Consider the following 18,864-nt stretch of genomic DNA (forward strand, 5'->3'; position numbering starts at 1 on the left):
GCAGGGCAGGGCGTCGTCGACCTCGTTACCGGACGTGCCACGCGGTGGGGCCTCGCTGATGAACCGGTCGGCACGGTGCTCACGATGACCAGGCCGACGAGGATGTGCCGCTCCCGTACTCGCTACGCCTATAAAATCAGAGCAACTCGAAAAGTACAACGACTCTACTTAGTGACCGATTCGACTGTCGGGTACGCTCCCACCATGACCGCGCCCTCTCCCAGCCGCCGCGACCGCAAGAAGGCGGCCACCCGGCAGGCGATCGCCGACGCCGCACTGCAACTCTTCCTCCAGTGCGGCTACGACCAGGTGAGCATCCGTGACATCGCCGACGCCGCCGACGTGTCGACCGCTACCGTGTTCAAGCACTTCAGCGGCAAGGAGGCGCTGGTCTTCGACCAGGACGAAGACCGAGAGTCACAATTGATCGCCGCGGTGCGGCAGCGGCCCTCCGGGCAGAGCATCCTCGACGCCCTCCGACAGCACGTCCTGGACACTTGGCCAGCGATCGAGGCACATCCTCAAGCGGCCGAGTTCACCCACCTGGTGAACTCCACGCCGGTGCTGCGCGCCTACGCCGAACGCATGTGGACCCGCTACACCGACAGCCTCAGCGCAGCCATCGCAGACGAGTTCGGCGTGGACCACGACAACCTCGCATGTGCGGGTCTTGCTCGATTCGTACTCGAGATCCCGGCCCTCGCTCGCGGCCGGCAGGACCGCCGGGCCGCCGTCGAGGCACTCTTCGACATCCTCACCCACGGCTGGGAACCGCCAAGCAAGCCGCCCGCGCCGTAGCGCCCGGGACGTTTCCTGGGCCCGTCCTCGACCAGCCTCGGCTTGCCCCACTACGCGTTTCGGTCGCACCCATCCCCGGCCTGACACCGAGAACTGACATTCCGTCATTCCAGAGTGGCGAGCACCTCATTCCGCTCCCAGTCCTAAGAGCACAAGCTCCCACCCCGGGAACCGGCCCGTGGCGACGCCGGCACCCCGAGAACGACGGAGCTTCCCGCGGAACGCCCCGGCCACGCACGGCCGCCCCGACCACGACCCCGTCCGCGGCAGGTCGGGCCTCCCCTCCCGCATGCACCCCAGCCGAGGCGGCACCCGTGAACCGCATCAGGAAGATCAAAAGGCAAACGTGAAGACAGACGCGGACATGGATTCGCTCCGCTGGGCGGTGGCCTGGATGTGCGTCACCTTCACCCGCGACCTGAGCCCCGAGGAGGTCTTCGCCCGGTACGGGGCCGACCCGGACCAGGCACGCCTGCTCGACTGGGACACAGCCTCGGACCTGGCCCCGGGCGACTCCGGTGACGCGATGGTCTCGCTGCTGCGGGCCGGGAGGCTCGATGAATGGGCCTTCTGTGTCGAGGAGGAAGGTGGCATCGGCTTCGGGGAAGAATCGCTCGCGGAGTTGTCTCGCGGCACTGAGACATACAGCCTGGCGACGGCCGACGGAATCGACGTCTTCCAGTACTGGCGTGACGGCGAATGCGTCGAGCACTTCGAGCCAGGCATGGAGCACACCCGGTCCGAACCGTTCGGCCCATGGTGGGATCGGGTGGAAGCGGCGCTCGCCACGCACGAAGGAGAGGATGTCGGGATGGCACCTGTGGTGGCCCTCGTGCTGGACCACCTCGGCATCACCCTGGACGACGCCACCCTCGCCGGACCCTGGCCCAGCCTGACGCTCGCCGAGGACGACGCATCGTCGGGGCCACTGGGCGACACCTACGCGGGCGAGGGACCGGTTCCGCCCGGGACTGTCGAGCTCTTGTAAGACCTCACAACATCGATGACGTCGGTCAGCCCGAACGACGGGTCGGCAACCGATCAGGCGCGCGTGTGCTTCAGCGGGTCCCACCGACATCAGCCACGCTATCGGGTATTCCCACAGCCACCCGCGCCGGTCGACACGGGTGGCAACAGCGCGGAAGCCATCTGCTTGGGGTACCGCATCTCAGGAAGCACCGCGGCTGTCGGCTTCAGCCTGGGCGATGGCCTCGGCCTCGGCCTCGGCCAGGACGATCGCGACGCCGAACGCCTGGGCGATATGGCCCGCGGCCGACATGACACGTGCCGTCCCCACGACGGGGGCGATGGCGACGAGCAGGTCCTGAAGCTGCTCGACGGTGAAGTCGGCCTTGATCGCGGGGTTGATGTGCGCGAGGTAGGAGATCGCCGGTGCGTCCATGGCGACCAGCGCGGCGACGCGGGTGAGGAGGAGCGTCCGCTCGTCCATGTGACAGCGCTCGATGGAGTCGACGGTCATGGCGGCGAGGGTGTCGAGTACGGGAGTGTCAGACGCAGTGGCCATGGCGGGACCGCCTTCCGTGCTGTAGGGATCCGGTTTGCCCCCTCCGCCGGCGTGTGAACTTCCCCTGTGCGCCGCGCGGCTGTGCCTCAAGGGTAGGCAGCCTCAGATGGTGGCGCGCGTCGACGTGTCCTCCCGGCCGGCCGCGGACGTGTTGGACATGGGGAGCAGGAGAGTCACGGTGACGTCCGGCGCCTCTGGCATGCCGTCGGCGTGCCAGGTCAGCAGACGCGCTTCGGAGAGTGCTCGCAGTGCCGAGTTGAGGTGCGCCGGCGTCGCACCCAAGGCACGCGCCGCAAGGTCAAGCGGGAAGCAGACGCTGTCGGCCCGGCGTACAGGGCTGGTGCCCGCCACCAGGTCGACGAGAAATCCGGCGAGCAGGCCTCCTTGAGGCACGCCGCGAGCAGTCGCCGCCCAATGCAGCGCCCAGCTTTCGAACGGAGGGGTCGTCTGCATACCGGTCTCCATCCTGCTGGCAATACCCGACAGGGGGCTTGGCCGGCACACGTTTCGTTTCTGGGAACACATGCTTCGGCACATGTGATTTTGCGTCCTGGTTCCGGCCCTCGCGACTTGACGGTCACTGGAGCCTGCTTGTGTTCCGGCTCCGGGGCCGTCGGTGTCGAGTCCATTTCAGTCAGTGCCTGGGGGGACTTCTCTGCTGGCCTGCGGAGCATTTCGGGTGCACGATGTTCGATACGGGAGGTTGCAGATGGCCCGTGAATCGACTGAAGCAGACGCCGTTCGGCGGGTCGCCGAAAGGCTCCGCATCGCCTATCAAGGCCGGTGTGGTTCCGGACAGGTCGATGCGGCAGTGGCCGCCGCTGCGGAGCACTTCGACGACAGCAGAGTTCGTGATTTCGTGCCCGTACTCGTCGAACGCCGTGCCCGATCGATCCTCGCCTCCGCGGCAGTGCGGGAGGCGGACGACGTTGCACACACACGTCACGCATCCGGGATCGCCCCGGCGCAGGCTCCGTCCACGCCTCACGGCGACGCGGCGAGCCGCAGGGGATCCTCTTCCCGCGCATCGGTGTTCTCCAGACTCCTGACACCGCGTCTTTCAGGGAAAGGCACTCGCCCAGCCAGTGATCAGGGCCAGTAGAAGTTCACCTGTATCGGGTGAGGGATCCGGCTTTCCTTTCGGTCATCGTGATCGAAGAGACTCTTTCCCGCGGAAACCCGCAAGGCAGAAGAAGGGTCACCTCTATGTACCTCGCGTACGACTACCCCCTGCTCGGCGCCTTCTGGACCATGCTGTGGTTCTTCCTCTGGATCATGTGGTTCGTCCTGCTCTTCAAGATCGTCTTCGACATCTTCCGCGACGACTCGTTGAGCGGCTGGGGCAAGACAGGCTGGCTCGTCTTCGTGATCGTGCTGCCGTTCCTGGGCGTCTTCGTCTACCTGATCGCCCGCGGCAAGGACATGGGCCGCCGCGAGACGGCACAGAAGGTCGAACAGAAGCGAGCGTTCGACTCCTACGTCAAGGAGACGGCCGGCAGCGCCCGACCCGGCAGCGCCGACGAACTCGCCAAGCTCTCGGAACTGCGCGCGCAAGGCCACATCACCCCCGAGGAATTCCAGCGGGCGAAAGAACTGGTCCTGAGCGGTCCCACAAGCCGGGCCGGCTCGACGGCTGCATCCGGCTCCCGCTGATCACCACCGTCGGCACGCCTCCACAGCACCGGGCAGCCCTTGCTCGGGGCGGGTCCTGCCACCGGCCGGGCCGGCGTCCCGGCGTGAGCACCGGCGCGGTGAGGCGCTCGGTGATGGCGACCGGGCCCCTGAGTTCGAAAAGGCTCACTTGCCTCAGCTGACGACAGCCGGCCCCGCCACCCGCGCCGGTCGACACTGGTGACAACAGCGCGGAAGCCATCTGCTCGGGGAGCTGCATCTCGGGAAGCGCTTCGGCTGTCGGCTTCAGCCTGGGCGATGGCCTCGGCCTCGGCTTCGGCCAGGACAAGTCGGGTCAGGTGCCGACGAGGTCGGCGTAGTGGTGGAGGAAGAGGGCTTCCACCAGGGCCATCCGCTCGATCTCGGAAGGATCCACGCTCTCGTTCGGCGCGTGGATCAGGCACCGTGGCTCCTCGACGCCCATCAGGATCAGCTCGGCGTCGGGGAAGGTGTCGGACAGGACATTGCACAGCGGGATCGACCCACCCTGGCCGAGAAAGGAGACCGGCTTGCCGTAGGCGTCCCGCATGGCGTGGTCGAGCGCGGTGTATGCAGGGCCGGTCGTGGCCGCGCGGAAGGGCGATCCTGAGCCCTCACGCTGCACCTCGACCCGTGCGCCCCAGGGAGCGGCGGCTTTCAGATGGGCCGTCAGCGCGTCGGTGGCCGCCGCGGAGCTCATACCGGGCGGCACGCGGAGGCTGACCCGGGCTCTGGCGCGGGCGGGTACGGCGGCGGCGGAGCCGACGACCGGGGGGCAGTCGATGCCGAGGACGGTGACGGCAGGGCGCGCCCACAACCTGTCGGCGACGCTGCCCGAACCGAGCAGTTCGACCCCGTCGAGGACCGCCGCGTCGGCGCGGAACTGCTGCTCGTCGTAGCCGATTCCCTCCCAGATGCCATCACCGTCCAGGCCGTCGACACGGGTTGCCCCTTCAGCGTCGCGCAAGGAGTCCAGCATCCGGATCAACGCCGCCAGGGCGTCGGGGGCAGGTCCGCCGAACATGCCCGAGTGAAGGTCACCGGCCAGTGTGGAGACGGTCACGACGATGTTGGCCAGGCCTCGCAGGACAGTGGTGGCGGTGGGGGTGCCCACGGCGGCGTTGCCGGTGTCGCAGATGAGCAGCGCGTCCGCGCGCAGGTCGTCCGGGTGGTCGGAGACGTAGGCTTCCAGCCCCCCGGTGCCCTGTTCTTCTGACCCCTCGGCGACGAGTTTGAGGCCGACGGGGATGTCATCGCCCAGGGCGCGCAGGGCGGTGAGGTGCATGAGGATGTTGCCTTTGCAGTCGGCCGTTCCGCGTCCGTACCAGCGGCCGTCGCGTTCCGTGAGTTCGAACGGCGGTGACTGCCAGGCGGAGTCGTCGAGCGGCGGCTGCACGTCGTAATGGCAGTACAGCAGGACCGTGGGGGCGCCAGGTGGCGGCGGACGGTGGCCGAGCACCGCGTGGCTGCCGTCCGGTGTCTCCGCGAGCCTGACGTCATCAAGGCCAGCTTCGGTGAAGGCTGCGGCGACCCACTCGGCGGCGCGGCGACAGTCTTCCGGCGGGAACTGCCGGGGGTCCGCGACCGAGGGGATCGCGACCAGCGCGGCGAGTTCCGCCTTCGCCCGGGGCATCAGGGCGGACACCCGTCCGGCGAGGTCGTCAGCCAGGCCGCTCCCGTGCGGGACCTCAGTCACGGATCACATCCTCGGTCTTGAGGTCGTTGATCTTCTGCTTGTATTTCTCCAGCTTCTCCGGGCAGTAGACCGCGATCACGGTCGCGCCCGCTTCCAGGATCCGCCGGTCGGAGATGACCGGACGCATGCCGGGACCACTCGCGCCGTTGGACAGCTGAATCAGCCACAGACCGCGCCGCAGAGCCGAGTTGGGGCCGTCACAGACCGGCCCGCCGTCGGCGCCGAGGGTGTTGGCGATGTTGGTCGTGTTGCGGGCGGCGAACCCCTTGGCGACGAGGGCGTCGTTCAGCTCGTTCGCCTTCCGGTGAGCCTCGTTGGTGGCCTTCTGCTGCGTGTACGTGAACAGTCCGGCGATCATCATGCCGACCAGTACCACGATCGATCCGATGAAGATCCAGCGGTGCTCGGACCACATCCGGGTGGGACTCATGCCGCACCTCCGTCGACCTGGGCGGTGCCGACGTCGCGTTGGCGCCAACTGGGTCTACGGGCCTTGAGGAAGCCGAACGGGATGATCACTCCGAGCAGCAGAAGACCGCCGCCGACGATGCCGATGTACGCCCAGACGCTGCCGCCTCCGAACTGCGAGGAGGGGATGAAGCCGATCGCCATGGCCAGCGCCGAGGCGACGAAGCCCACGACGCAGATCGTGGTGAGGATCGGCGCGCGGTAGCCGCGAGGATGGTCGGGCTGCTTGCGGCGCAGTTGGATGGCGGCCAGGAACATCAGCAGATACATGATCAGGTACACCTGCGTGGTGATGACCGAGAAGATCCAGTAGACGCTGGAGACGTCCGGGATCAGCGCGTACAGCAGGGCGATGACCGTGGTGAGCAGGCCCTGGGTGATCAGGATGTTCTGCTGGATGCCGTGCTCGTTGAGCTTCTGGAGGAAGGGGGGCAGGTAGCCCTCCTCCCGGGAGATGAGCAGCAGGCCCTTGGAAGGCCCGGCCAACCAGGTGAGCATCCCGCCGAGAGAGGCGGCACACAGCGCGACCGCCACGATCGGGACCAGCCAGCCGATGTGGAAGTACTGGAAGAAGGCGTCGAAGGCCTGCATCACGCCCGCGGTGAGGCTGAGCTGATCCGCCGGGATGACCCAGCTGATGGCCAGGGCGGGCAGGATAAAGATCAGCAGGACCAGGCCCATGGCCAGGAACATCGACTTCGGGAACTCCTTGGCCGGGTTGCGCAGCTTGTTGACGTGGACCGCGTTCATCTCCATCCCCGAGTAGCTGAGGAAGTTGTTCACGATCAGAACCAGGCTGGCGATGCCGGTCCACTGGGGGAAGAGATGCGAGCCGGTCATGGGCGCCGCCGAGGGATTCCCCTGCCCGAGGAAGACGAAGCCCAGAACGACCAGGAGCGTGCCGGGGACCAGCGTTCCGATGACCAGGCCCCACGAGGCCAGCCCCGCCACGGCGTTCGTACCGCGCGAGGACACCCACACGCCGCTCCAGTACAGGACCACGATGACGATCGCGGTGTACACGCCGTTGTTTGCCAGCGCCGGATTGATCACGTACGAGATCGTGCTGGCCACGAACGCGAGCAGGCTGGGGTAGTAGAAGATCGTCATGGCGAACTGGCACCAGACGGCCAGGAAGCCCAAAGGCTTCGACAGTCCCTGGGCCACCCAGTTGTAGACCCCGCCGCTCCAGCCGGACGCCAGCTCGGCCGACACCAGTGCGGTGGGCAGCAGGAACACGATGGCCGGGACAAGATAAAGGAAGACACACGCCAGGCCGTACACGGCCATGGTGGGTGAAGCCGACTCGCGACGGAGGCTGTCGTCATCATCGCCAGCGTCAGCCAGGGGATCTTCTGGACCGTCGCCGCAGAGCGCGCCTCGGTCAGCGGCTTGGTCCCGGCCGGTCGGCCGGCGTCGTCCGCGGGGACATCGGCAGTGCTCATCATGTGCCTCTCCTCCGCACAACGATCACGTCATGCCCAACTCTGATAACAATGTGTGGCGCTCGCACGTCTGACTAGGCTGTGAGGGTCGGGGACACCCGTTCGCTGCCGCCTCCATGGCGCTGCCCGAACAGATCGGCGGAGAGCGCAACTGGGACTACCGCGACACCTGGCGATCAGACTCGCCATCGCCCACTCCCGGCCCGGCGACCTCACCCGCTGGCAGGACGCCTGCGACGCGGTCTTCCGGCAGATCGCGGAGCACGGCTGGAGCACGGAGCGCCGCGCCTTCGTCCGGCACTACGACACCGACGTCCTCGACGCGTCCCTGCTCCTCATGCCCAAGGTCGGCTTCCTCACCCCCACCGACCCCGACTGGCTGAGCACCCTCGACGCCATGGACCGCGAACTCGTCAGCGACAGCCTCGTCTACCGCTACGACCCCGCCGCCTCCCCCGACGGCACGGTCACTGCCGCGCCCCGGGCGGCCGCGGTGCCGCCGTCCCCGCTCCGGTGGCATGAGGCCGACCGGCGTGCGGCAACAGGCCCGCGGCGGTCAGCCCGCCCAGGCCGACGACCGCGAGCGCCGCCATCGCCACCGCGTACGCACCCTTGCTGAGCCCCGACACCAAGATCGTGCCCGCCACGGCCGTGCCGAGCGAAGAGCCGAGGTTGGAGATGCTGCGCGACAGCCCGGAGATCTCGCCCTGCTGCGACTCGGAAAAGCACGACTGGACCACGTTCACCGACGGAGTGAGCATCACCCCCAGCCCCAGTCCGATCAGCAGCAGGCCTGGGGCGAACGCCCAGGCACCAGGCCGCCAGGCGACCAGGGCGAGGAGCACGACGATACCGGCGATCGTCACGACGAAGCCCGCCATGATGAGGGTGCGCTGCGCATGGCGCCGGGCCAGCTTCTCGGCCGCCAGCGATGTGGCGAGGACGCCGAGCGTCGCGGCGGTGAAGATGACGCCGGTCTCGATCGCGTCGTAGCCGCGGACGACCTGCAGATACGCGGCGACGGTGAAGGAGACGCCCATCAGCAGCAGCCACTGCGTGTTCTGCGTGACCAGGCCGAGGTTGGAAGTGCGGTTACGGAACAGCTCCGTCGACAGCAGCGCCTCCCGGCCGGCGCGCTCGCGGCCACGCACCCAGGCGAAGAAACAGAAGAGCACCAACGCACCGGCCAGCAACAGACCCAGCGCCAGCCAGCCGTTGTTGTCGACGGCCAGGATGCCCGTCACCAGCAGCACCAGGCCCGCCGCCGACAGCACCGCCCCGACCGTGTCGAACGGCCGGGCCGGCTCCGCCGGCAGCGGATCGGTGATCTGTCGGCTGAGCACAACGATCACCACGATCACCAGCGCCTGGAACACGAACGCGGCCCGCCAGCTGAGCGCACTCGTGATCAGCCCGCCGATCAGCGGACCGGCAGCCGCCCCGATCCCGCCCATCGCCATGATCGCGCCGAACGCACGCGCCCGGGAAGCCGTGTCGGTGAACAGCAGTGTGGTCAGGATGTAGACCGGCGGGATCAGCAGCGCCGTACCCACACCCTCCAGGACCGAATTCCCGAGGATCAGCACACCCAGCCCCGGCGCGGCCGCACTGAGCACCGCCCCCACCCCGTAGACCACGAGACCCGCCAGCAGGCAGCGCTTACGCCCCCACTTGTCCGTCAGCTTCCCGCCCGGGATCATCAGCGCGGCCATCACCAGCAGGAAGATCGTGATCGCAACCTGGACACCCTGCACAGTGGTGTCCAGATCCTCACTGATGTCATTGATCATCACGTTCATGTTCGAGCCGGCGAAGCTGCAGATGAACTGCGCCAACGCCAGCGGAGCAAGCACCCGCCGCGCCCCCGCCGCTGCCGTCCCCGCCATACCGCCACCTGCCCATCCACCAAGTCCGATGTTCTGAGGGATGCGACTTCCGTCCGCGAACAACTGGCGCTGACGGAACGCAACCGTCGCCACGACCGTCGCATGGCAAACCGCCGTCGGGCCGAAGGCGCGCAGCAGCGGCCTTCTCTCGTCGACTCCCTCAGCAAGAGGGCTGGCGCCTGGACGAGGTCCTCGCCCTCGAGCAAGACGACCTGCGGCGTCGGCTCCGGCGCGCCAGCCAGACACGCCGGGTACACCTTCAGCCCGACCGCCTTCGGCCGCGGCAGCACGAACACCGGGCTCACCCAACCAACGCTGCCCTGAAAGTCGGAGTACGCCTACGGAGTGGTGGTGTACGCGCTGGGGAAGCAACGGGCCCTGTACGGAGCCGCAATGCCCTGCCCAAGCCTGGTCGCCTCCTCACCGGGAGTGGCGCGCCCGCACGTGTTCGCGCGGAGCTCCGAAGAGGCCCGGGAACTGACCGCGGTAATGCCCGGAGGACGGGTTACAGGCCTCGATCATGCACAAGTGAGCCCAGAACAGGGCGGGTTGAGCACAGATGCATCTTCTGCGAACGCCTGTTTGCGCATACGCTCCTCGGCACTCAGGCCTGCACCGACGGCCCGACCGCCAAAAGGACACGCCTTGTTGAAGAAGATCAGCTTCACGCTCGCCGCCGCCGGCGCGGGAGTCACTCTCATGGCCGTACCAGCTCACGCCACCTGGTACCCGACCGCATGGCCGCAGCACGCCTACACGTCCGACTACAAGGGCGAGGGCGCCTTCCAGGCCGACGGTGACTGGATCATGGCGAACGACCTCGGGGAGGACCACAAGAGCACCGTCACCCGCTGGGAGACCGACTACGGCCGCGAGGGCGAGTGCAAGGCGACCGGCGGTGCGTTCAGCGGCCGCGAAGAGTGCAACTACGACTTCGCCGAGGAGCACAAGGTCCGGATCAAGGTCTGTCTGCGCAACTACTCCAACGACATCGGCTGGGAGAACTGTTCGACCTGGACGCCGTGGCTCAGCATCTCCACCGGCAACGCCTGATCCGGGGGCCCGCCACCCGGTGCGTCGGGGACAGGCATGATGAGGCGGACCGTCCTCTTCCGTGCGGACGGTCCGCTGCCCTGCGCCCCCACGCCCGGGAGTCTCTCCCTTGCCCGTGCCGACCCCGGCCCGCCCGCGGCATCCCGCATGACCTCAGCGACGGTCGCGACGTCCGCTTCGCACTCCCCGGCCCGGACGGCACCCGCAGACTACGGCTGGACGAGATCCCCCTGCCCCCGACCACCCCGGCCGCCTACCCCCGCCCGCTCCCCGCAAGCAATTGCTGCTCGTGTTCCTCGTGCCGACCCGGTTGGGCGGGGCTCGCCCAGAAGCTGAACGTGTCCACTGGGCGGCGCTGCACCATCCCGCACGACCGGGCATGGCCGGTCCTGCGCCAGACGGTGTCACCCGCGAGCTGGGGTCGCGCTGAGGGCCGCCCGCCTGATGGAACGACTCATCGGAGGAACGTGAACGGCTGGCAGAGCTGGGCGGCGATCATCGTCTTCGTCGCGACGTACGGACTGATCATCAGCGAGAAGATCCACCGCGTGGGGGCCGCCCTCGGGGGCGCCGCGCTGATGCTCGCGATCGGCGCGACCGACGACAAATCCGCCTTCTTCTCCGAGCACAGCGGCGTCGACTGGAACGTCATCTTCCTGCTCATGGGCATGATGATGATCGTCGGCGTACTGAAGAAGACCGGACTGTTCGAGTACCTGGCCATCTGGGCGGTGAAGCGGGCTCGCGCCAGACCCTTCCGCGTGATGGTCATGCTCATCGTGATCACGGCGACGGCCTCGGCACTGCTCGACAACGTCACCACGGTCCTGCTCGTCGCCCCGGTCACCCTGCTGGTCTGCGAGCGCCTGGCCCTGCCCGCAGCCCCGTTCCTGATCGCCGAGGTGTTCGCATCCAACATCGGCGGCATCGCGACGCTGGTCGGTGACCCGCCCAACATCATCATCGCCAGCCGGGCCGGCCTGACCTTCAACGACTTCCTGGTCCACCTCGCCCCGCTGGCCGCGGTCCTGGTCGTCGTCCTCGCCGTCCTGTGCCGCTTCTTGTTCCGCAGATCCTTCGTCTACGACGAGGCGCGCGCCGAGGAGGTCATGGCGCTGGAGGAGGGGGAGGCGATCAAGGACCCCCGGCTGCTCGTCCAGGGACTGGTGGTGCTCGCTCTGGTCGTCGTCGGTTTCGTGCTGCACCCGGTGCTGCACTACGAGCCCAGCGTCGTTGCCCTGCTGGGCGCGGGCCTGCTCATCGCGGTGTCCGCCGTGGAGACCGGGGAGGTGCTGGGCGAGGTCGAGTGGCCCACTCTCGCGTTCTTCGCCGGGCTGTTCATCATGATCGGTGGTCTGATCGAGACGGGCGTGATCGGCGAGGTCTCCAAGGCCCTCGCCGACGCCATCGGGGACAACGAACTCGGCGGCTCGATGCTGCTGCTCGGCGCGTCAGCCGTGCTCTCGGGCGTCGTGGACAACATCCCCTACGTCGCCACCATGGCCCCCATCACCAGCGACCTGGTGCAGTCGATGGGCGGTTCGGGCGACCACGTCATGTGGTGGGCCCTGGCCATCGGCGCTGACCTCGGCGGCAACGCCACCGCGATCGGCGCGAGCGCCAACGTGGTTGTGCTGGGCATCGCCGAACGCGCCCGGCAGCCCATCTCCTTCTGGCAGTTCACCAAGTACGGCCTGGTCGTCACCGCCGTCACCATGGCCCTGTCGGCGGGATATGTGTGGCTGCGCTACTTCGCCCTCGCCTGACCTGGAGGAGAGGCGCGGCACGGTCAGGTGCGGAAGTTCCACTCGGATGCGGATTGCGCCCCAGGACCCTATGGGACGCGCCGCGGCCCGTCGGCGGCCTGGCCGCGCTCCTCGGCCGCCCGGTCCGCACACGCGCAGAGCAGGCACGAAAAAGCGTGTGAAGACTACCGGAACCCGGCAATGACCGCAGCAGTCGGCGCGTGGGAGCATCCCCGTGGCGTGGCGCGGACGGCAGCGGGGGAGGTGGAGTTCCGTGACTCTGTTTCTGGGTCTCGGCATCGCGGGTCTCGTCCTGCTGGTGTTCGCACTTGTCTTCGACGGTCTCCTTGAGGGGCTCTTCGACGGCGTCGGCGCGTGGGAGGGGCTGTTCGACGGGCTGCTGTCACTGCCGGTGATCGCCGGATTCGTCTCGATGCTCGGCTTCGGCGGGGCGATCGTGCTGGGCAGTACGGGCCTCGGGGCCGGTGGCGCGGCCGCGGTGGGTGCGGGCGCGGGAGTGGGGGCGGGCTGGCTGACCTGGCGCCTCAGCCGGGCTCTGATGCGGGAGGAGCCCGGCACAAGCCCGCGCGGTACGGACCTGGTGGGCACGTCCGGCTCCGTGGTCACGCCGATCCCGGCCGACGGTTACGGCGAGGTGCTGGTGTACCTGGCGGGCCAGCCGGTGAAGTACGCGGCGAAGAGCGCCGGCCCCGTCGAGCGCGGTACCGAGGTGTGGGTCGAACAAGCCCTGTCGGCGACCTCCGTGGCGGTACGCCCTGTCGACCGCTGAGCCTTCGTCCGTTCGTCGTTGTCGTTCATTCGTTCCGCCCCGCACACAGGGGGCTGGGTTTCCAAGAGGGGCATTGTCATGAGTCCTGTCCTTGTCGCGGTCGTGGGAGTGGTCGTACTCCTGGTCCTGCTGGCTCTCGTCGTCGTCACGCGTTACAAGGTGGCCGGTCCCAGTGAGGCGTTCATCGTCACCGGGCGGCGCGGCAAGAAGGCCACCGATCCGGAGACCGGCCGGATCTTCACCGACAACAGCGGGCAGAAGGTCGTGGTCGGCGGCGGCGTGTTCGTCGTGCCGTTCGTCCAGCAGAAGTTCACCCTCGACCTTTCCTCCCGGCACATCCCGGTGGCGGTGCGCGGCGCGGTCACCCTGCGCGGTGTCAAGGCCCATCTCGAAGGCGTGGCCATCGTCAAGGTCGGCGGCAGCGAGGATTCCATCCGTGCCGCCGCCCAGCGGTTTTTGATGCAGCAGGACGGCATCGTCGGCTTCACTCAGGAGGTGCTCTCCGGCGCGCTGCGCGCCATCGTCGGCCGGATGTCGGTGGAGGACATCATCCGCGACCGCGCCGCCTTCGCGGGACAGGTCGCGGAGGAGGCCGAGGCGAGCCTGTCGGGGCAGGGTCTGGTGCTGGACGCCTTCCAGATCCAGGACATCAGCACCGAGGGCTCCTACCTGGAAGACCTCGGCCGCCCGGAGGCCGCCCGCGCCAAGCAGGAGGCCGACATCGCCGAGGCCGTCGCCCGCCGCGCCGCCGAGCAGGCCCGGCTGAAGGCCGAGGAGGAGATCGCGATCGCGCAGCGGACCTTCGCGCTCAAGCAGGCGGAGATCAAGGCCGAGACAGACGAAGCCGCCGCCCGCGCCGCTGCCGCCGGCCCGCTGGCCGAAGCCGCGCGCTCGCAGGAGGTCCTCGCCGAGCAGGAGAAGGTCGCCCAGCGGCAGGCCGCGCTGACCGACCGCGAACTGGACACCAAGGTCCGCAAGCCCGCCGACGCCGCCCGCTACCAGGCCGAACAGGAGGCCGAAGCCCGCCGCATCGCCCTGGTCAAGCAGGCCGAAGCCGACGCCCAGCGCTCCCGGCTGACCGGTGAGGGCGAGAAGGCACACCGCGCCGCGCTCGCCGACGCGGTCCGCATCGAGGGTGAGGCCGAGGCCGCCGCGATCGCAGCGAAGGGCACCGCCGAGGCCGAGGCGATGCAGAAGAAGGCCGACGCGTTCGCCCGGTACGGCGACGCTGCCGTCCTCCAGATGCTCGTCGAGGTCCTGCCCAGCGTGGTGGCCAAGGCGTCCGAACCGCTGAGCGCCATCGACAAGATGACGGTCATCTCCACCGACGGCGCCTCCCAGCTCTCTCGCACGGTCGCCGACAACGTCGCCCAGGGCGTCGAACTCCTCAGCTCCACCACCGGAGTCGACCTCACCGAACTGCTGAAGGGCATGACCCAGCGGGCCGACAGGACACAGGCCGCGACCACGGCGCCTGCCGAGACCAACGGAAAGATCGAGGTCACCGGCTGACGTCGACGCCCGACGGCGCAGCGCGCCCGGACGGTCCTCGAACCGGCCCGGGCGCCCGCCGGCCAACGCCGCCCGGCGTCACGGCCGCTACCAGCACAGGCACGGTCTTCCCCCTACGCGGCTCACACCGCTGCCCAGGACACGTCGCTGACGGGCTCCGGATGAACATCGGCCGGCACCCGGACGCCCAACGGGTACACAAGGAACCGCACGCATGATCCCCGTCGATGTCCTGGCCCCCACTCCGACGACGTACGACCCTGGCTACAGGAACATCTCCAGTGGAAAAGGAGCCCGCCGTGCGCGCTCGTGACCTGGCGGTCGAATACGAAACGGTGAGCGTCGACAGCGACGCCATGGACGCGGCCAGGCTGATGGCCGAGCACAAGCTGCCAGGCCTGCTGGTACTGGATGCACGGGGCGAGCCGAAGGCGATCCTGCCCGCCTCGCAGATGATCAAAGTGCTGCTGCCCGCCTACGTCGTCGAAGACCCCACCCTCGCCGCCGTGATCGATGAGAAGCACGCCGACCGGCTTTGCCAGGCGCTGGCCGGCCGACGTGTCGGGGACTGCCTGTCCAGCAAGGCGGCACCCCCGCCGATCGCCGACCCGGACGACACCGCGCTGGAGGTGGCCGCGCTGATGGCACAGGCACACAGCCCTCTGGTGGCGGTCACCGAGAAGGTCAAGGCCGGCCCGGGCAGCCGAGAACAAGGCGGTACGCAACTCCTAGGAGTGATCACGGCCTCGCATCTCCTGCATGAACTGCTGGGCTCCGCAGGTGCGTTGGGCAGTACGTGAAAGAGCAGTGAGACTCGCGCGGTGTCAGCTGCCCAAAATGGGCAAAGCCGCCGGCGAGGACCGTGTCGGTGCAGCCGAGGATGGTCGGTCACGGCGACACCGAGCGGTCCGAACCCGGGCTTCACGGCCTTCGCGCCGGTGCCGGCCTTCGAGCGGGGCGGCCGCTCGTTGCCGTCGGCCAGAGCCTTCTGCCCTGCCGGGGTCAGGTTCCAGATCTGATGCTTGCCGTCTTTGCCGTTCGTCTCCGCCAGCCCCAGCTCCGCCAGACCTTCATCGCCCTGCGCGCATACGACCGGCCGTCCCGATCCTCCTCCGTGATCACCTGAGCCATCTGCCGGGCCGTGGCTATCCGCACGCACCCCAGCAGCCGCAGCGCATCGGCCCGCACCTCCCCGGCCGTGGGAGTGGACTTCTTCCCCTTCGCTGGCACTTCAGATCGTCACCCCGATCACCGCGCTGTGCGGCATCGACCCGGAGCCGTGCGCCCTCACGCCGCTCGGGCGGCGCGCCGTCATCGACGACTCCCCCGAGGCGATCTCGGCCTTCCTGCGGCCCCGGGCCGTACGAGAACCATCATGTCGGATACGTGCCTGCTTCACTCTCCGTCCGGTGCCCACGCGACGCATGGGCCGGTCGGTCCCCAGGGTCCTGCCCTTTGGGCCGTGCGGCTCCGAGCGGTCCGGGATCGACGGCGGGCCGCAGCTCACAGCGGCTCGACGGGTCCTGCGGACCTCGGGCCGGGAAGACTCCGGGACACCGCCCGACGGAGACGGCCGCCCGCCCCCGTGGAGACGCCGCGGCGCCGGTGCTCGGTGTCATCCTCGCCGTACGTGCTCCGATATCGGCGCGGTCCGGCCGGCCGAGGGACCGGCGCTGCGCCCGTCCTCCGGCGGGTTCATTCCCTCGAGGTCGCGGTCGGCCACCTCCACGAGCTGCCGGCCGAGGTCGTACAGGGCGCGGCCCGCCGCCAGCTCGTCACCGATTTCCGGTACGTCCGGGTCGGCGGGGTTGCGGTGCGCGGCTCCGTGGCCGGTGAGTTCCGTGGTGCCGGTATCCAGCACCACGCGTGCCTTGGTCCTGTCGTCTTCCTCGAAGAGGTAGAGCCGGACCTTCCACTCCTCGGTATGCGGCATCGTTCTGCTCCTCACGTCGAGACGGATCGCTGAGGTCCAGGGGGCCGGGGGGCCGGGGCCGACTCGTCGATACGGTGGCGGACCTCCTCGGCCAAGGCGGCCAACCGCTCGGAGGTCACCGCCCGCGGCGCGACGGGTGCTCGGATCCGGCGGGTCTCGGGCGGCAGCCAGGCCAGATCCGCGAGAAGCCGCTCCGCGCCCGTCGTCAGGGCGGGGCGCTCCGCAGTGCGCCGGCCGCCGCGCATCACCGTCTCCAGGAGCGACACGCCCGCCTGCGGAGGACGCTCGTCCCGCAGGCCGATCACGTCGGCCGTCCCGGGCGGCGGAAGACCTGCTTCTGCCCCGGGGCCGCTCAGCGGGCCCGTGCAGCGCCGAGGCGTAAGCCTGCACGTCCTCGGAGCCGACACGGAAGCCGGACAGGAACTCCAGTGACGACTCCAGGCCCGCCGCCACCAGGAAGCCCCGGTCGGGCGGCAGGTCACGGGCGAACAGACTGAACGTGGCGGGCGCGGTCATGCCCTCCCGCAGGTAGGTGAGCGCCATCGTGACCTCGTAGAGGTCGGTGGTCGTCGCCTCCGACATCGTGGACATCCTCTCTCGGGTCTCAGGCCGTCACCTGGGCAGACGCACGGACCACAAGGGCTCGGCCCGCTCCCGTGCGGCGTCCACCGGCACCTGCGGACCGGTCACAGCCGGGGCACGAGCACGACCGGGCACGGCGCGTGATGCAGCACCGCATGGTTGACCAGCCCCAGTTGGAGTCCGATGTGCCCGTGGCGCCGACGGGCCCCGACGACGAGGAGATCCGCTCGGGACGCCTCGTCCAGGAGCGCGTGTCGTGCCGAGCCCTCGACCACCTCACTGCTCACCGCGACGTCGGGATACCGCTCGGCGGGACCGGCCAGCTTGTCGGCGAGCACCTCGGCCGGCGGTCGCCGCTCGGCCTGCAGCGCGTAGCCGGACAGCCCGGGTGGTCCGGGGTTCCCGACCGGCACGGTCCAGGCGTGCACCGCGAGCAGGCGGCTGTGCCGCAGGTGCGCCTCGCGGAAGGCGAACTGCAGGGCCGTGTCGCTGCCCTCCCCGTCCTCGACGCCGACGACAACGCTCCCGAACCGGCCGGGGCGGTGCTCGGCCCCACCACGCACGACGACCACCGGGCAGCCCGCGTGGGCGGCCACGGCCAGGCTGACCGAGCCCAGGAGCAGCCCGGCGAGATCGCCGAGGCCTCTGGACCCGAGGACGAGCGCGAAGGCGTTCCGCCCCTTCGCGACCAGGGCGGACGCCGCCTCCTCGTGTACCACCTCGTCGGACAGCCGGATGTCCGGTGCGCGGCGCCTGGCCCGCTCCGCGGCGACGGCGACCAGGTCGGGCGCTTCACGGCCGGACCCAGCCGCGTGCACGAGGTGGAGGGGCACTCGGTGCCGGAGCGACGCGTCGGCGGCCCAGTCCACCGCCTCCAGGCTCGCCTCGGACCCGTCGATGCCGACCATCAGGGGAAGCGTCACCGCCGTCCACCTCCGTCTTTGGGGATTCCGCCCCCGCCTGGGCGTCGCCTCCGGACCGATGACGACGCTCACCTCTCCTCCAGCTTGGTACGAGACGGGGGCGATCGCCACGACAACGGCCCTCGCCGCAGGTCCGGCGGCCGTCCTCCCAGGAGCCGCGCGGCCGGGCGGCGCGCGCGGAACGCCGGGTGGGCCGTCACGGCCGTCACCGCACGCGCCGGGGACCGCCGTGGAGACGATGATGTGCTCGATGTCCTCGATCGACCCCGTGCGGTGGTTCGCGGGCAACGCGGCGGCGCGTTCGACGCTACCGCGAGCGCGGTGAACGCCGATGTGGCGCCCGCGAGTTGAAGGATCGGCGGCGGTCGACTTCGGGCATGGGTGAGGCACCTCTCGTAGGGAAGGGCTTCGCCTGCCGGTTCGGGACGCACCGCGCGCGCAAGGGGTGTTCCAAGGGCACCGCACGTCAGGGACGGGTCGGATGACGCCGGTGTGAAAGTCGCCGGTACGCGGGATGTGCGGCGGGCCAAGAGTTCGCCAAGCGGCCCCGGGCCGCCGACTCGGGGCCGGAATAGGGCGGTTCGCCGGGAAAGGTCGCTCCGCGCGACCGCCGTGCGGTCTGGTCGGCCGGTGCGGCCGGTGCGGAGCACTGTCCCCAAATGGCAAGTCATCCGTCTCCTTGGGTCAAGCGGGCAGGGCCTGCCGCCCCCTACCGTGGCAGCACCGCAGAGACGCGGCCGACCGCCGGAGGGGACATGCCACTCCCCTTGTGCACATCCCCTCCGGACCGGTCGGCCGTCAACCGGGTCGCCGCATGCCCGCGTCCTCGGCCCCGCTTCGATCCTCGCCCCGCGTCCC

At 69.4% G+C, this 18,864-nt stretch carries 17 protein-coding genes and 3 pseudogenes; 10 read left to right on the forward strand and 10 right to left on the reverse strand.

Annotated elements, in window-relative coordinates; genetic code table 11:
* The first annotated feature begins 204 nt into the window (after nt 1-204).
* Both OG440_RS02350 and OG440_RS02355 read left to right on the forward strand, forming a co-directional pair.
* Complete coding sequence (locus OG440_RS02350) at nt 205-798, forward strand: TetR/AcrR family transcriptional regulator (protein WP_406005132.1); 594 nt, start codon at nt 205-207, stop codon at nt 796-798.
* A 364-nt stretch (nt 799-1,162) separates the two neighbouring features.
* Nucleotides 1,163-1,786 (forward strand): DUF6461 domain-containing protein, encoded by a 624-nt coding sequence (locus OG440_RS02355; RefSeq protein WP_406005133.1) that lies wholly within the window; start codon nt 1,163-1,165, stop codon nt 1,784-1,786.
* Between the two features lie 180 nt (nt 1,787-1,966).
* Here the strand turns inward: OG440_RS02355 and OG440_RS02360 are convergent, their stop codons facing one another.
* Complete coding sequence (locus OG440_RS02360; protein ID WP_406005134.1) at nt 1,967-2,323, reverse strand: carboxymuconolactone decarboxylase; 357 nt, start codon at nt 2,321-2,323, stop codon at nt 1,967-1,969.
* A 102-nt stretch (nt 2,324-2,425) separates the two neighbouring features.
* Nucleotides 2,426-2,776, reverse strand: coding sequence for a hypothetical protein (locus tag OG440_RS02365; protein WP_406005135.1), 351 nt, complete (start codon nt 2,774-2,776; stop codon nt 2,426-2,428).
* Between the two features lie 256 nt (nt 2,777-3,032).
* Between OG440_RS02365 and OG440_RS02370 the strand changes: the two genes are divergently transcribed.
* Both OG440_RS02370 and OG440_RS02375 read left to right on the forward strand, forming a co-directional pair.
* Nucleotides 3,033-3,425, forward strand: a complete 393-nt coding sequence (locus OG440_RS02370; RefSeq protein ID WP_406005136.1) for a three-helix bundle dimerization domain-containing protein — start codon at nt 3,033-3,035, stop codon at nt 3,423-3,425.
* Between the two features lie 104 nt (nt 3,426-3,529).
* On the forward strand, nt 3,530-3,976 hold the full coding sequence (locus OG440_RS02375) for an SHOCT domain-containing protein (protein WP_406005137.1): 447 nt from the start codon (nt 3,530-3,532) through the stop codon (nt 3,974-3,976).
* A gap of 313 nt (nt 3,977-4,289) precedes the next feature.
* Here OG440_RS02375 and OG440_RS02380 read toward each other — a convergent pair whose 3' ends face one another.
* From OG440_RS02380 to OG440_RS02390, 3 genes and pseudogenes are all read right to left on the reverse strand, one after another.
* Nucleotides 4,290-5,669, reverse strand: a complete 1,380-nt coding sequence (locus OG440_RS02380; protein ID WP_406005138.1) for a dipeptidase — start codon at nt 5,667-5,669, stop codon at nt 4,290-4,292.
* A complete protein-coding gene (locus OG440_RS02385) occupies nt 5,662-6,099 on the reverse strand; it encodes a hypothetical protein (protein ID WP_406005139.1) in 438 nt (145 codons plus the stop codon). The genes OG440_RS02380 and OG440_RS02385 overlap by 8 nt, the downstream gene beginning before the upstream one ends.
* A pseudogene (locus tag OG440_RS02390) lies at nt 6,096-7,582 on the reverse strand (APC family permease). Before OG440_RS02390 ends, OG440_RS02385 begins: the two are co-directional and overlap by 4 nt.
* A gap of 175 nt (nt 7,583-7,757) precedes the next feature.
* Between OG440_RS02390 and OG440_RS02395 the strand changes: the two are divergent.
* Nucleotides 7,758-8,045, forward strand: a pseudogene (locus tag OG440_RS02395) (glycoside hydrolase family 15 protein); the annotation flags it as partial.
* A 4-nt stretch (nt 8,046-8,049) separates the two neighbouring features.
* Here OG440_RS02395 and OG440_RS02400 read toward each other — a convergent pair.
* Nucleotides 8,050-9,468: an MFS transporter gene (locus OG440_RS02400; protein ID WP_406005140.1), complete on the reverse strand. Its 1,419-nt coding sequence runs from the start codon at nt 9,466-9,468 to the stop codon at nt 8,050-8,052.
* Between the two features lie 645 nt (nt 9,469-10,113).
* On the opposite strand from OG440_RS02400, the gene OG440_RS02405 reads away from it, so the two are divergent.
* The 5 genes from OG440_RS02405 to OG440_RS02425 all read left to right on the forward strand — a co-directional run bounded on the left by OG440_RS02405 (nt 10,114) and on the right by OG440_RS02425 (nt 15,368).
* The gene (locus tag OG440_RS02405; RefSeq protein ID WP_406005141.1) at nt 10,114-10,521 is read left to right on the forward strand and encodes a hypothetical protein; all 408 of its coding nucleotides are present in this window, start codon (nt 10,114-10,116) and stop codon (nt 10,519-10,521) included.
* 467 nt (nt 10,522-10,988) lie between these two features.
* A complete protein-coding gene (locus OG440_RS02410) occupies nt 10,989-12,287 on the forward strand; it encodes an SLC13 family permease (RefSeq protein ID WP_406005142.1) in 1,299 nt (432 codons plus the stop codon).
* Between the two features lie 253 nt (nt 12,288-12,540).
* Nucleotides 12,541-13,056 carry a hypothetical protein gene (locus tag OG440_RS02415; protein WP_406005143.1) on the forward strand — a complete coding sequence of 172 codons (516 nt, stop codon included), beginning with the start codon at nt 12,541-12,543 and terminating at the stop codon, nt 13,054-13,056.
* 78 nt (nt 13,057-13,134) lie between these two features.
* Nucleotides 13,135-14,568 carry a flotillin family protein gene (locus tag OG440_RS02420; RefSeq protein WP_406005144.1) on the forward strand — a complete coding sequence of 478 codons (1,434 nt, stop codon included), beginning with the start codon at nt 13,135-13,137 and terminating at the stop codon, nt 14,566-14,568.
* A 299-nt stretch (nt 14,569-14,867) separates the two neighbouring features.
* On the forward strand, nt 14,868-15,368 hold the full coding sequence (locus OG440_RS02425; RefSeq protein WP_406005145.1) for a CBS domain-containing protein: 501 nt from the start codon (nt 14,868-14,870) through the stop codon (nt 15,366-15,368).
* 815 nt (nt 15,369-16,183) lie between these two features.
* Here the strand turns inward: OG440_RS02425 and OG440_RS02430 are convergent.
* The 4 genes and pseudogenes from OG440_RS02430 to OG440_RS02445 all read right to left on the reverse strand — a co-directional run bounded on the left by OG440_RS02430 (nt 16,184) and on the right by OG440_RS02445 (nt 18,006).
* Nucleotides 16,184-16,501, reverse strand: a complete 318-nt coding sequence (locus tag OG440_RS02430; RefSeq protein ID WP_406011232.1) for a DUF1876 domain-containing protein — start codon at nt 16,499-16,501, stop codon at nt 16,184-16,186.
* An 11-nt stretch (nt 16,502-16,512) separates the two neighbouring features.
* On the reverse strand, nt 16,513-16,806 hold the full coding sequence (locus OG440_RS02435; RefSeq protein WP_406011572.1) for a hypothetical protein: 294 nt from the start codon (nt 16,804-16,806) through the stop codon (nt 16,513-16,515).
* 52 nt (nt 16,807-16,858) lie between these two features.
* Nucleotides 16,859-17,083: pseudogene (locus OG440_RS02440) on the reverse strand (nicotinate phosphoribosyltransferase); the annotation flags it as partial.
* A 104-nt stretch (nt 17,084-17,187) separates the two neighbouring features.
* Complete coding sequence (locus OG440_RS02445; protein WP_406005146.1) at nt 17,188-18,006, reverse strand: universal stress protein; 819 nt, start codon at nt 18,004-18,006, stop codon at nt 17,188-17,190.
* Nucleotides 18,007-18,864 lie beyond the last annotated feature (858 nt).

The sequence above is a fragment of the Streptomyces sp. NBC_00637 genome, assembly GCF_045161545.1.
Lineage (GTDB): Bacteria > Actinomycetota > Actinomycetes > Streptomycetales > Streptomycetaceae > Streptomyces.

Bases quoted from the DNA above. Each gene is read 5' to 3' on its own strand.
- OG440_RS02350 (WP_406005132.1), top strand. From the start codon at position 205: ATGACCGCGCCCTCTCCCAGCCGCCGCGACCGCAAGAAGGCGGCCACC.
- OG440_RS02355 (WP_406005133.1), top strand. From the start codon at position 1,163: ATGGATTCGCTCCGCTGGGCGGTGGCCTGGATGTGCGTCACCTTCACC.
- OG440_RS02360 (WP_406005134.1), bottom strand. From the start codon at position 2,323: ATGGCCACTGCGTCTGACACTCCCGTACTCGACACCCTCGCCGCCATG.
- OG440_RS02365 (WP_406005135.1), bottom strand. From the start codon at position 2,776: ATGCAGACGACCCCTCCGTTCGAAAGCTGGGCGCTGCATTGGGCGGCG.
- OG440_RS02370 (WP_406005136.1), top strand. From the start codon at position 3,033: ATGGCCCGTGAATCGACTGAAGCAGACGCCGTTCGGCGGGTCGCCGAA.
- OG440_RS02375 (WP_406005137.1), top strand. From the start codon at position 3,530: ATGTACCTCGCGTACGACTACCCCCTGCTCGGCGCCTTCTGGACCATG.
- OG440_RS02385 (WP_406005139.1), bottom strand. From the start codon at position 6,099: ATGAGTCCCACCCGGATGTGGTCCGAGCACCGCTGGATCTTCATCGGA.
- OG440_RS02400 (WP_406005140.1), bottom strand. From the start codon at position 9,468: ATGGCGGGGACGGCAGCGGCGGGGGCGCGGCGGGTGCTTGCTCCGCTG.
- OG440_RS02420 (WP_406005144.1), top strand. From the start codon at position 13,135: ATGAGTCCTGTCCTTGTCGCGGTCGTGGGAGTGGTCGTACTCCTGGTC.
- OG440_RS02430 (WP_406011232.1), bottom strand. From the start codon at position 16,501: ATGCCGCATACCGAGGAGTGGAAGGTCCGGCTCTACCTCTTCGAGGAA.